Origin of the sequence: Sedimenticola hydrogenitrophicus (genome assembly GCF_025175675.1) — a bacterium.
GTDB classification, from domain to species: Bacteria; Pseudomonadota; Gammaproteobacteria; order Chromatiales; family Chromatiaceae; genus Sedimenticola; species Sedimenticola hydrogenitrophicus.
The window spans coordinates 56496-69267 of record NZ_JANIOA010000015.1; the positions used below are offsets into that span (position 1 = coordinate 56496).

A 12772-nucleotide genomic window follows, 5' to 3' on the forward strand; every position below is an offset into this window, starting at 1 on the left:
GTCGATCCGCTATCTTGTAAGTGAATACTTACTTCCGCTCTATTGTATCTGGGACATGGTGTTCTCTATCCAGCTCTCCACATCCCTGTTGATGTCGGCGGCCTTTCGCCCGGCCGAGGGAATGGGGTCACCGACCACCACCTTGATGACGCCCGGGTATTTACGGATGTCACGGCGGCGCCAGAAGGAGCCCGCGTTGTGTGCAATGGGGATAACCGGGACGCCGCTCTTTTCGGCCAGCAGCGCCCCTCCCAGGCCATAACGCCGCCGTTCCCCGGGGGCAACCCGGGTCCCCTCCGGAAATATCACCACCAGCCGCCTCTGCTGCAGCCGCACGATGCCGGTTTCGATTACCTGGCGCGCCGCCTTGCTGCCGGCCTTGCGATTGATGGCGATCGGCTGCACGGTAGCGGCCGCCCAGCCGAAAAAGGGGACCCACATGAGCTCGCGTTTCAGCACCCAGGCCTGTTCGGGTGGCAGCAGCGCTCGCAACGCCATGGTCTCCCAGGCGGATTGATGCTTGGCCAGGACAATCGCCCCCGATTCGGGGACCTTTTCAAGACCCTCAATCTGATACCCGAGACCGCAAAAGTACTTGAGACACCAGAGATTGACCGCACCCCAGGCATTGGCGATCCGGCAGCGCTGCCGGTAGGGCAACACCCAGCCGACGATGGATAACAGGCCCGCGAGTATCAGCGTGGTGAGCACCAGGCTCACCAGATAGAGCAGAGATCGAAGCAGGATCATTGTTCGGGTTCTTCTTCACTCAACAATGCATCGACCGCATCGCTCAGATTGTCATGGACCGGGATGGTGGGATGGAGCCGGGGGTCGGCCTCGGTTTTCCTGCCCTTGCCGGTGCGCACCAGTATCGGGCGTGCGCCGACGGCCAGGGCGGACTCAAGATCGCGCAGGCTGTCGCCGATGCAGGGAATCCCTTCCAGGCCGGAATAGAAGCGTTCACTGATCTGCAGCAGCAGGCCCGGCCTGGGTTTACGGCACTCACAATTGTCGTCCGGTCCATGGGGGCAGAAAAAGAGCCCATCGATGTGTCCACCTTCGCAGGCCAGGGCCAGGTGCATCTTGTTATGGATGGCGTTGAGCGCATCGATAGTGAACAGGCCCCGGGCCAGACCGGATTGATTGGTGGCTATCACCACTCGGTAGCCCGCCTGATTCAGTTTCGCCACGGCCTGAAGACTGCCCGGTATGGGAAGCCATTCATCGGGTGATTTGATGAACGCATCCGAGTCTTCATTAATGACGCCATCTCGGTCGAGGATTATCAGCTTCATTTCATCTATGTTAGCAAGTACTTACTACGTTCATATCGGTTGTTAACAATGCCTGTAGTTTGAGGTTAGCCTATGATTGGAGAATTGATATGTCGGCCACCCCGAGAAACAGCTTGTTGAGGCGGTTGAGCAGCGCCAGGCGGTTGGTGCGGATGGCGGGATTGTCCGCCATCACCATCACCTGATCAAAAAACTGATCCACCGGCGCCTGCAGGGTAGCCAGACTCTGCAGCACCTGCTCGTAGGCGGCGTCGGCCATCAGCGGAGCGATCTCATTGCGTTTCTGTTCGATGACCGAATAGAGCGTTTGCTCCTGCGGTGAGTCGAACAGGTCTGGGTCGACCTCTGGCGGAATGGCCTGCGCACTCTTCTTGAGGATATTGTGGATACGCTTGTTGGCGGCCGCCAGCGCATCTGCCGCGGTGAGCGTGCGGAAGGCCACCACGGCCTGCACCCGACGATCAAAATCGGCGATCGAGTCGGGCCGGATCGCAGCCACCGCTTCAAACAGATCCACCGCTATCTGCTGGTCGAGATAGATACCCTTCAGGCGCTCCAGCATAAAGCCGTACACCTCTTCGGCACAGTCCGGTTCAGTGATGGCCGGGCGCAGCTGCTCCACCGCATATTCCAACAACTGCCTGAGATCGAGCGCGAGTGAGTGCTCACGCATGATGCGCAGTGCGCCCAGCGCGGCGCGGCGCAGGGCAAACGGGTCCTTGTCGCCGGTTGGCTTCATGCCGATACCGAAGATCCCCACCAGGGTATCCAGGCGCTCCGCCAGGGACACCGCAATACCGGTACGGGTGCGGGGGAGATCGTCACCGGAGAAGCGGGGCATATAGAATTCATCCAGCGCCTGGGCGATCTCATCGGATTCACCATCCCGCTTCGCCTGGTAGCGTCCCATGATGCCCTGCATCTCGGGGAATTCGTACACCATCTCGGTCATCAGATCGCAGCGGCTCAACATGCCGGCCTTTTCCGCCGCGGCGCGGTCCCCGCCGATATGCCCGGCAATGACTCCGGCCAGGGCGGCGACCCGTACACTCTTGTCGTGCATGGAGCCGAGCTTCTGCTGAAACAGGACGCCCTTGAGGGAGTCGATGCGGCTGTCGAGGGTGCGCTTGCCGTCCTGTTGCCAGAAGAACATGGCATCGCTCAGGCGCGGCCGGACCACCCGCTCATTACCCTCCTTGATCAGTTCGGGTTTCGGGCTGTCGATATTGGCAATGGTGATGAAGTGATTCATCAGCCGTCCCTGCGCGTCAACCAGATGGAAATATTTCTGGTTCTTTTTCATGGTGCTGATGAGCGCCTCGTGGGGAACTTCCAGGAAACGCTCTTCGAAACCGGCCGAGATCGGTACCGGCCACTCCACCAGGCCGGTCACCTCGTCCAGCAGCGCCTCGTCGATGGGTGCGTGGCCGCCGATGGCGTCGGCGGTCTGGGCAACCTGGCGGCGGATCTTCTCCCGACGTTGGGCAAAGTCGGCAATCACCCGGCCCTGCTCCCGGAGTACCTCGGCATATTGCGCCGGGTGTTCGATACGGAGGGCCTGGGGATGGTGGAAGCGGTGGCCATGGGTCAGATTGCCGGCCTCGGTATCCAGTAGTCGACAGGGAACCACCTGCTCGCCGAGCAGGAACAGCAGCCACTGCACCGGGCGTACAAACTGCGCCTCCGACGCCCCCCAGCGCATCCGCTTGGGGATGGGGAGGCGGTTGAGCGCCTCCTCGGCGATGCCGGGGAGCAGTTCGGCGGTCGGTTTGCCCAGTTCCTGAAAGTTGTACACCAGCCACTCGCCCTTGTCGGTGGTGAGCCGTTCCAGCTGGTCGACACCGGTGTTACAGGAGCGGGCAAATCCCTGCGCCGCCCGGGTCGGGTTGCCCTCGGCATCAAAGGCGGCCTGCACGGCCGGGCCCCGGCGTTCGGTGGCACGGTCCGGCTGGGCCGTGGCGCAGGCCTCCACCCACAGGGCGAGCCGTCGGGGTGTGGCATAGGCGTGCACCGGGCCGTGCTGCAGATTGGCCCGCTGCAAGCCTTCCACGAATGCCCAGGTGAGGGCATCGGAGAGTCTTTTCAGGGCGACCGGAGGCAGCTCTTCGGTGCCGAGTTCAAACAGCAGATCGGCACATTGACTGGCGCCTTCCATGGCGCGATCCTTGCGGGCGGCCTCCGGCCGTCCAATTTCATTCCCGACGAAATTGTCAGCCACGGGCCTGCTCCTTCTGATTCTTAAGCATGGGGAAGCCCAGTTTTTCCCGGGCGTCGTAATAGGCCTGGGCCACGGCCCGTGCCAGGGTGCGCACGCGCAGGATATAGCGCTGCCGCTCGGTCACCGAGATGGCGTGGCGGGCGTCCAGCAGATTGAACGCGTGGGAGGCCTTCAGCACCTGCTCATAGGCGGGCAGCGGCAGGCCGAGCCCGATCAGTTTGCTGCTCTCCCGTTCACACTGATCGAACGTGCCAAACAGGTAATCCACATCCGCGTGCTCGAAGTTGTAGGCGGACTGCTCCACCTCGTTCTGGTGAAACACGTCGCCGTAGGTGACCGGGCCCTGGGGCCCGTGGGTCCAGACCAGATCGAACACGCTCTCCACATTCTGCAGGTACATGGCGATGCGCTCCAGGCCATAGGTGATCTCACCGGTGACCGGCCGGCAGTCGATTCCCCCCACCTGCTGGAAATAGGTGAACTGGGTCACCTCCATGCCGTTCAGCCACACCTCCCAACCCAGGCCCCAGGCCCCGAGGGTGGGGGATTCCCAGTTGTCCTCGACAAAGCGGATATCATGCACCCGGGTGTCGAGCCCGAGCATCTCGAGCGAGCCCAGATAGAGCTCCTGGATGTTCAGCGGGGACGGCTTCAGCGCCACCTGGAACTGATAGTAGTGCTGCAGGCGGTTGGGATTGTCGCCGTAGCGGCCATCGGTGGGGCGGCGCGAGGGCTGCACATAGGCGGCATTCCAGGGTTCCGGTCCGATGGAGCGCAGGAAGGTGGCGGTATGGAAGGTGCCGGCGCCCACCTCCATGTCGTAGGGCTGCAGGATCACACAACCCTGTTCCGCCCAGTAGCGCTCAAGGGCAAAAATCAGACCCTGGAAGGTTGATGCGTCAGGGCCATTATTCGAATTCGTCATAGTTCAGGTTAAGGCTCTATATATAATAAGGAAAGTAACTACTCATAGGGTGATTGGCCTGCCTTGCCGGCCTCCCACGATGGCTTGTTTCCTCGAATTCGGCTCCTTTTTCAGCACCTGCCCAAACTCGCTTCGCTCAGACAAGGGCAGGCTTGAATCTGAAAAAGGAACCGGATTCGAGGCGCCATCAAGATCGGCTAACAAGCCAGGCCAATCGCTTGCAGGCCGGGTGAGTAGTACAAAGGAAAAAGTAATCAGCGCAGTATATCGTTTTGGCGCTGGATTGTTGAGTCTGAACATTTCTTTGAAGTGAAGCGACTCAAACGCTTACAATATCAGGCCGAGACACCTCCTGACACTTTTACCATCATGACCAGACAACGCAAGGCCGTAGCCCTCATCTCCGGTGGCCTGGACTCACTATTGGCCGCCAAGGTGATCCAGCAGCAGGGTATCCATGTGGAAGGAATCAATTTCTTCACCGGGTTCTGTGTGGAAGGCCACACCCATGCCATCCGCCAGAAGGACCGGAGCCGGGTGAAACGCAACAACGCCCTGTGGGTCGCCGAGCAGCTGGGGATCAAACTGCATATCGTCGACATCGTCGAGGAGTACAAGGATATCGTACTCAACCCGAAGCACGGTTATGGGGCCAATCTCAATCCCTGCCTGGATTGCAAGATCTTCATGGTGAAGAAGGCCCATGAGTGGATTGCAGAGAACGGTTTCGATTTCATCATCACCGGCGAAGTGGTCGGTCAGCGCCCCATGTCCCAGCGCAAGGACACCATGCCGGTGGTGGCCCGGGAGTCCGGTGCCGAGGATCGCCTGGTGCGGCCGCTGTCGGGGCGGAACCTGCCGGCGACCCTGCCGGAACGCGAAGGCTGGATCAGCCGTGACCAGCTGTACGGATTCAATGGCCGCAGCCGCAAGCCGCAGATGGCGCTGGCGGAGCAGTTCGGGCTGGAGGACTATGCCCAACCGGCCGGTGGCTGCTGTTTCCTGACCGACGCCCAGTACGCGGTCAAGCTGGCCGACCTGTGGCAGGCGCGGGGTGAAAAGCAGTACGAGATGGATGACATCATGCTGCTGAAGGTAGGCCGGCACCTGCGGCTACGGCCCCATTTCAAGGTGATCATCTCCCGTGAAGAGGGGGAGGGGAATTTTCTCCAGGGCTATCGCAAGCAGTATGTGAGCCTGCTCACCACCAGCCATGCCGGACCGCTGGCACTGCTGGACGGCACCGTGGACGACGATGATATCGCCCTGGCGGCCCGGCTGGTGGCCCGTTTCAGCCAGGGCAAACAGGCCGAGCGGGTGGAACTGACCGTGACCGCGCTGGATGGCAGTCAGCAGCAGTTGTCGGTCAAGCCGCTGACCGCCGAAGAGATCCCCCAGGAGTGGTACATATGAGCCCTGTGATCGTGGACGCGCGCCGGCTGCTTTGTCCGATGCCGGTGATCCGGGTACAGAACCGGGTCAAGGAGCTGCCCCCGGGCACCCGGGTCGAGGCGATCTGCACCGATCCGGGGGCGCTCAGCGACATCCCCGCCTGGTGCCGCATCAACGGCCACAAACTGATCGAGACCCGGACCGAGGGCAACGAATACATCATTGTGGTCGAGGTGGGCGAGGAGAGCTGAGCGGAATGGACCAGATCGCCGAGCAAAAGCGCCTCCGCTACCGGGCCATCCAGCGCATCACCGTCGTGGGGGTGCTGGTCAACCTGGTGCTGACAGTGAGCAAGACCCTCATCGGCGTGCTGGCCCAGTCCCAGGCCCTGGTGGCCGACGGTATCCACTCGCTGTCAGATTTGCTATCGGATGGCCTGGTCTACTTTGCCGCCAAGCAGGCCCACCATGGTCCCGACAAAGCCCACCCCTACGGCCACGGTCGCTTTGAAACAGCCGGCACACTGGGGCTGGGTATCCTGCTGGGATTGGTGGCGATCGGCATCACCTGGGATGCGGCGGAACGGCTGTTTGCCCCGGAGGCCCTGCTGCATCCGAAACCGCTGGCCCTGTACGCCGCCCTGTTCTCGATCGTCGCCAATGAGGCGCTCTACCACTACACCGCGCGGGTAGCGCGCCAGATCAAGTCCGACCTGCTGCAGGCCAACGCCTGGCACCACCGCTCGGACGCCCTTTCCTCGGTGGTGGTGCTGGTCGGCGTCGGTGGCACCATGGCCGGACTGCCCTATCTGGATGCCATCGCCGCCGTCGGGGTCGGGCTGATGATCGCCAAGATCGGCTGGGATCTGAGCTGGCCGGCGTTCCAGGAGCTGGTCGATGAGGGGCTGGACGAGGAGCGCCTGGAGCGTATCCGCGAGATTATTCATCAGATCGGCGGGGTCATGGATATCCACATGCTGCGGACCCGCCGCATCGGTGGCGAGGCGAGTGTGGATGTGCATATCCTGGTGGAGCCCTGGCTGAGTGTTTCCGAGGGGCACATGATCGGCCAGACGGTGATCGACCGGCTGCTGGAAGAGATCAGCGAGGTGATGGACGTCACCGTACATATCGATCCGGAGGACGATGAGAAGGGGGTACCCTGCGAGGGCCTGCCCCTCCGGTCAATGGCGGAAAAGCTGCTGGCGCAGCAGTGGCGGGTCATCCCCGGCGCGGAGAAGCGGCGCCGGGTTGTGCTCCATTATCTGGCAGGCAAGATCAATGTGGATGTCTACTTCTCGCTGCAGGACCTGGCTGGAGAGGATGCGCGGCAGGCATTTAAGCAGGCACTCCAGGATAAGGCGGCGGAAATGCCGGAGTTTGGTGTGATCAGGGTCTACTACGGCTAATTGCACTATCGTGGTGCATCTTTGCTTTATTTTGGTGCGCTGTGTTGCCGGGTCAATACCGGAGCCGCTGCTTCTGCGACCCGGACCCCGGGCCATCGGCCACTGGCAAGGGACGCTAATCCCCTGTAATTATTTCCGTTTCCCGCCTCCGGTGGAATCGTAGTAAAATCGTCCGTCCGGTCGGGGATGGGGAGTCAAACGATGTCCTGACCGTGGCACAGTACTTGCTAAAACCCAGGACATGCTTTGGATGCCCCGGGCAGGGGCATCCCAAAACGCAAGAATTTTTCATTTATGGCCACAGTGTGGTCCACATAATTTCAAAACTAACTCTGGAGAACCTCATGGCCTCAAAAGTCCTGAAGATGATCAAAGACAATGAAGTGAAGTTTGTCGATTTCCGCTTCACCGATACCCGCGGCAAGGAGCAGCACGTCTCCGTGCCCGCCCACGTCATCGACGAGGATCTCTTCACCGACGGCAAGATGTTCGACGGTTCCTCCATTGCCGGCTGGAAGGGCATCAACGAATCCGACATGGTGCTGATGCCGGATGAAGAGACCGCGGTCCTCGACCTGTTTGCCGACGAAGTGACCCTGAACATCACCTGCGACATCCTCGAGCCCTCCACTATGGAAGGTTACGAGCGTGATCCCCGTTCCGTCGCCCGGCGCGCCGAGGCCTACCTGGCCTCCACCGGCATAGCCGACGCTGCCTACTTCGGACCGGAGCCCGAGTTCTTCGTCCTGGACGACGTCCGCTGGGGAGCGGAGATGAGCGGCGCCTTCTACAAGATCGACTCGGAAGAGGCCGGCTGGAACTCCGAGCGGGTCTATCAGGATGGCAATATCGGCCACCGTCCCGGCACCAAGGGCGGCTACTTCCCGGTACCCCCGGTCGACTCCCTGAACGACATCCGTGCCGCCATGTGTCTGGCCATGGAAGAGATGGGTGTGCCGGTCGAGGTGCATCACCACGAAGTGGCCACCGCCGGCCAGTGTGAGATCGGTACCCAGTTCAGCACCCTGGTGAAGCGTGCCGACTGGGTACAGGTGCAGAAATACGTCACCTGGAACGTGGCCCATGCCTATGGCAAGACCGCCACCTTCATGCCGAAACCGCTGGTGGGTGATAATGGATCCGGTATGCACGTGCACCAGTCCCTGGCCAAAGATGGCGAGAACATCTTTGCCGGCAATCTGTACGGCGGCCTGTCCGAGACCGCGCTGTTCTACATCGGCGGCATCATCAAGCATGCCCGGGCCCTGAACGCCTTCACCAACCCCTCCACCAACTCCTACAAGCGTCTGGTCCCCGGTTTCGAGGCCCCCGTGATGCTGGCCTACTCGGCCCGCAACCGCTCCGCCTCCATCCGTATCCCGTTCGTCTCCAGCCCGAAGGGCCGGCGCATCGAGGTGCGTTTCCCGGATCCCACCGCCAACCCTTACCTGGCCTTCGCCGCCATGCTGATGGCCGGCCTGGACGGTATCCAGAACAAGATCCACCCGGGTGAGGCGATGGACAAGGATCTGTACGATCTGCCGGCCGAAGAGGCGGCGTCCATCCCGACCGTCTGTCACAGCCTGGATCAGGCGCTCGAGGCCCTGGATGCGGATCGTGAGTTCCTCACCGCCGGCGGCGTGTTCACCGATGACCTGATCGATGGCTTCATCGCCCTGAAGATGGATGACGTGACCCGTCTGCGCATGACCACCCACCCGGTGGAGTTCGACATGTACTACAGCCTGTAAACCGCACCGGTTACAGGAAGCGGTAAGCCGTGGCAAGCGCCCCCGATCCGGGGGCGCTTTTTTGTCAGGGTTGGGCTTGTGCCGCGATGCTGGTAGGTCAGGGCGAGCCCGCGAACCCCAACAAAACCCCTCCCCGCCACGAAGTTGGCTACGTTACTCACCCCAACGGACTATCACTGAATAAACGAGAGAGTAATCCGGCGGTGCGACACACATCGCCTTTTTACTACGCCTGGTCCCAAGAGCGGTTGAGGCGGCCGCGGCAGTGAGCTATTCTCATCCCATGAGAAGTCTCTTCTTCATCTGTTTGATGTCAATCGCACTCTGCAGCCAGGCGGCGATCTATAAATGGGTCGACAGCAGAGGCGAGGTACACTATTCGGATACCCCGACCCGGGACGCCGAAGAGGTCCGGCTCTCCGACCCCACCATCTATACCCCCACCGGGAGCACCACCCTAAACGGCGGCGATCCGGCCACGGCAAGGCCGCCGGAGGGCGTTAACTACAGCAGCTTCGTGATTATCTCGCCAAGCAACAATGAAGTGGTCCAGGCGAATGGCGGACGGGTGATTATCCAATTCCAGTCACAGCCGGGACTGCAGGCGGGCCACTATATTCAGCCGGTACTGGATGGGCGTATTCTCGATCAGCGGGTCACCGGGACGACCCTGCAGCTGAGCAACATCGCGCGCGGCGGGCATATGCTGCATGCCAGTATCCATGACGCGGCCGGCCGCCTCCTGGCGCGCTCCAATATCGTGCAGTTTTATGTCCGTCAGACGACAGTGATCGAAGACGGCAAGCCCCCGGAACCGCCGGAATCCGGCAGCGGTCAGAGCGGTGGCGATGCGCCCCAGTTCCAGCCGGGCGGTGCCCCGGATTATTCCGGCCAGGCGCCTGCCGCACCGGGCTCCGATGCCGATGCCTACCGGCCCAACAGCCCGCCCGTACCCTCCACTCCCGGGCAGTCCAACCCCGCCTTCACGCCCAATTTCTAGTCGCGCGCGACCGCTTGCGGGCATGGCAATGATGCACGCCGTATTGCTTCGCCCCGCCTATGCACTAAAATAGTGCATAGGCGGGGCGAAGAGGCACCCCTCCGCTACGCAAAACATCCCGCTACTCCTCACTTCAGGGCGAAAATCGCACCAATCCTGATCTTGGTTCGGTTTTTGCAATAGGCATTGCAATGAAGGATACGATCAACATCGCCGAGGCATCCCGGCAGCGGATACTGGAGAATCTGAGCAGTGCCGTACTGCTGTTCGACCGGTCACTGCGTCTGCAGTATATGAACCCGGCGGCGGAGATGCTTTTTGAAGTGAGTTTTCGCCACATGCTGGGGCATACGGCGGAGGCCCTGATCCAGTGTCCGGAGGGGGTGACCCGGGAAAGCCTGGAGCAGGCGTTGACCACCGGCCACCATTTCACCGAACGCGAACTGAGCCTGCCCCTGCCGGATGGCAAGCGGGCCACCGTGGATTGCACCGTCATACCCCTCACCGACGGTGATAGCGATAGGGGGTTGTTGATCGAGATCCAGCAGATCGACCGGCAGCTGCGCATCTCTCGTGAAGAGCAGCTGCTGTCCCAGCACCAGGCGGCCCAGGAGCTGATCCGGGGGCTGGCCCATGAGATCAAGAATCCGCTGGGGGGGCTGCGGGGTGCGGCCCAGCTGCTGGAGCAGGAGCTGGGTGATCCGGCACTTTGCGAGTATACCCAGATCATCATCAATGAGGCCGATCGCCTGAAAAACCTGGTCAACCAGATGCTCGGGCCGGATCGTCTGCCGAACCTGCGGGAAGTGAATATTCACACCCTGCTGGAGCGGGTGCGCAACCTGGTACTGGCGGAGTCCGGGGAACGGATCGAGATTATCCGCGATTACGACCCCAGCATCCCCGATCTGTATGTGGATAGCGACCGGATTATCCAGGCACTGCTCAATATCCTGCGCAACGCCGCCCGCGAGATCGGCGAGGAGCCCAATGGCCGGATCGTGCTGCAGACGCGGATCCTGCGCCAGTTTACCATCGGCAACCGACGCCACCGGCTGGTGGCCCAGATCGGTATCGAAGACAACGGCCGGGGTATTCCGGAGACGATCCGGGAGAAGCTGTTTTATCCCATGGTGACTGCCAGCGAGGATGGCGTGGGCTTGGGCCTCACCATTGCCCAGTCACTGATCAATCAACACGGGGGGCTTGTGGAGTGTACGAGCGAACCGGGAAAGACACTATTCAGTGTGCTGTTGCCAGTGGAGAATCCAAATGCCGCCAACTAACTGTGTCTGGGTCATCGATGATGACCGGTCGATTCGCTGGGTGCTGGAGAAGGCGTTCGAGAAAGCGGGGATGGCGGTACGCAGCTTTCCCAGTGCCGATGGGGTGATGGAGACACTGGCCCATGAACAGCCGGACGTGATCGTCTCCGATATCCGCATGCCCGGCATGGATGGACTCTCGCTGCTGGACCGGATCACCACCGCCCATCCCCATCTGCCGGTGATCATCATGACCGCTCACTCCGATCTGGACAGTGCGGTGGCCGCCTTTCACGGGGGCGCCTTCGAGTATCTGCCGAAACCCTTCGATGTGGATGAAGCGGTGGAGCAGGTGTCGCGGGCCTGCCGCAAGAGTCGCAGCAGCGCCCCGGCCCCGGCGGAGGAGATCCAGTCCAGCCCGGAGATCATCGGCGAGGCGGCGGCCATGCAGGAGGTGTTCCGCGCCATCGGCCGGCTGGCCCGCTCCAATATCACCGTGCTGATCAATGGAGAATCCGGCACCGGCAAGGAGCTGGTCGCCCAGGCGTTGCACCGCCACAGTCCGCGCGCCAAACAGCCGTTCATCGCCCTGAACATGGCGGCCATCCCCAGGGATCTGATGGAGTCGGAGCTGTTCGGTCATGAACGGGGCGCCTTCACCGGCGCCCAGGGGCGCCGGGTCGGGCGTTTCGAGCAGGCCGACGGCGGTACCCTGTTCCTCGACGAGATCGGCGACATGCCGCCGGAACTGCAGACCCGCCTGCTGCGGGTGCTGGCGGACGGGGAATTTTACCGGGTCGGCGGCCATGAACCGGTGAATGTGGATGTGCGCATCATTGCCGCCACCCATCAGAATCTGGAGCAGCTGGTGAAGGAGGGGCGCTTCCGCGAGGATCTGTTTCACCGGCTCAATGTAATCCGCATCCATATCCCCTCGCTACGCGAGCGGCGCGAGGATATCGGACTGCTGATGCGGCATTTTCTCTCCCTGGCCGCGGAAGAGCTGGGGGTGGAGAGCAAGACCCTGTTGCCGGAGACCCTGACCACCCTGGAACACCTGCACTGGCCGGGCAATGTCCGGCAGTTGGAGAATACCGCTCGCTGGCTGACCGTGATGGCCTCCAGCCAGGAGGTGCACATCAAGGATCTGCCGCCGGAACTGCTGGAGTCCGAAGAGCCCAAGGCACCGGGCGATGACTGGCGCGCGTCGCTGCGCAGTTGGGCGCGCAAGCGCCTGCAGCAGGGGCATGAGGCCCTGCTGGATGAGGCTACCCCGGTATTTGAGACCATCATGATCGAATCCGCCCTGGAGCAGACTGGCGGCCGAAAGCAGGACGCTGCTAAACTACTGGGCTGGGGCCGCAACACCCTGACCCGCAAGATCAAGGAGCTGGGTCTCGAGGGGAGTGATGCCGGATAGTAATTATTATTAATAGGTAACTACTCACGGGGAGATTGGCCTGCCTTGCCGGCCTCACACGATGGCTTGTCTCCTCGAATCCGGCCCCAATTTCT

General features: G+C 61.7%; 11 protein-coding genes. 7 read left to right on the top strand and 4 right to left on the bottom strand.

Features of this window, described 5'->3' with window-relative positions; genetic code table 11:
- Positions 1 to 39: 39 nt before the first annotated feature.
- From NPX02_RS10125 to glyQ, 4 genes are all read right to left on the bottom strand, one after another.
- Positions 40 to 750, bottom strand: a complete 711-nt coding sequence (locus NPX02_RS10125; RefSeq protein ID WP_260293419.1) for a lysophospholipid acyltransferase family protein — start codon at positions 748 to 750, stop codon at positions 40 to 42.
- Positions 747 to 1298, bottom strand: a complete 552-nt coding sequence (gmhB, locus tag NPX02_RS10130) for a D-glycero-beta-D-manno-heptose 1,7-bisphosphate 7-phosphatase (RefSeq protein ID WP_260293421.1) — start codon at positions 1296 to 1298, stop codon at positions 747 to 749. The genes NPX02_RS10125 and gmhB overlap by 4 nt, the downstream gene beginning before the upstream one ends.
- A gap of 70 nt (positions 1299 to 1368) precedes the next feature.
- Positions 1369 to 3453, bottom strand: a complete 2085-nt coding sequence (glyS, locus tag NPX02_RS10135; protein ID WP_260293462.1) for a glycine--tRNA ligase subunit beta — start codon at positions 3451 to 3453, stop codon at positions 1369 to 1371.
- A 55-nt stretch (positions 3454 to 3508) separates the two neighbouring features.
- A complete protein-coding gene (glyQ, locus tag NPX02_RS10140; protein ID WP_260293423.1) occupies positions 3509 to 4441 on the bottom strand; it encodes a glycine--tRNA ligase subunit alpha in 933 nt (310 codons plus the stop codon).
- A 369-nt stretch (positions 4442 to 4810) separates the two neighbouring features.
- On the opposite strand from glyQ, the gene NPX02_RS10145 reads away from it, so the two are divergent.
- The 7 genes from NPX02_RS10145 to ntrC all read left to right on the top strand — a co-directional run bounded on the left by NPX02_RS10145 (position 4811) and on the right by ntrC (position 12677).
- Positions 4811 to 5854, top strand: a complete 1044-nt coding sequence (locus NPX02_RS10145; RefSeq protein ID WP_260293424.1) for a tRNA (5-methylaminomethyl-2-thiouridylate)-methyltransferase — start codon at positions 4811 to 4813, stop codon at positions 5852 to 5854.
- Positions 5851 to 6084 (top strand): sulfurtransferase TusA family protein, encoded by a 234-nt coding sequence (locus NPX02_RS10150; protein WP_260293425.1) that lies wholly within the window; start codon positions 5851 to 5853, stop codon positions 6082 to 6084. Before NPX02_RS10145 ends, NPX02_RS10150 begins: the two co-directional genes overlap by 4 nt.
- Positions 6085 to 6089: 5 nt before the next feature.
- Positions 6090 to 7241, top strand: coding sequence for a cation diffusion facilitator family transporter (locus tag NPX02_RS10155; protein WP_260293426.1), 1152 nt, complete (start codon positions 6090 to 6092; stop codon positions 7239 to 7241).
- A 344-nt stretch (positions 7242 to 7585) separates the two neighbouring features.
- Positions 7586 to 8992 (top strand): glutamate--ammonia ligase, encoded by a 1407-nt coding sequence (gene glnA / locus NPX02_RS10160; protein ID WP_260293427.1) that lies wholly within the window; start codon positions 7586 to 7588, stop codon positions 8990 to 8992.
- Positions 8993 to 9302: 310 nt separating this feature from the next.
- Complete coding sequence (locus NPX02_RS10165; RefSeq protein WP_260293428.1) at positions 9303 to 9992, top strand: DUF4124 domain-containing protein; 690 nt, start codon at positions 9303 to 9305, stop codon at positions 9990 to 9992.
- Between the two features lie 191 nt (positions 9993 to 10183).
- Positions 10184 to 11278 (top strand): nitrogen regulation protein NR(II), encoded by a 1095-nt coding sequence (glnL, locus tag NPX02_RS10170; protein ID WP_260293429.1) that lies wholly within the window; start codon positions 10184 to 10186, stop codon positions 11276 to 11278.
- Positions 11265 to 12677: a nitrogen regulation protein NR(I) gene (gene ntrC / locus NPX02_RS10175; protein ID WP_260293430.1), complete on the top strand. Its 1413-nt coding sequence runs from the start codon at positions 11265 to 11267 to the stop codon at positions 12675 to 12677. Before glnL ends, ntrC begins: the two co-directional genes overlap by 14 nt.
- Positions 12678 to 12772: the final 95 nt, after the last annotated feature.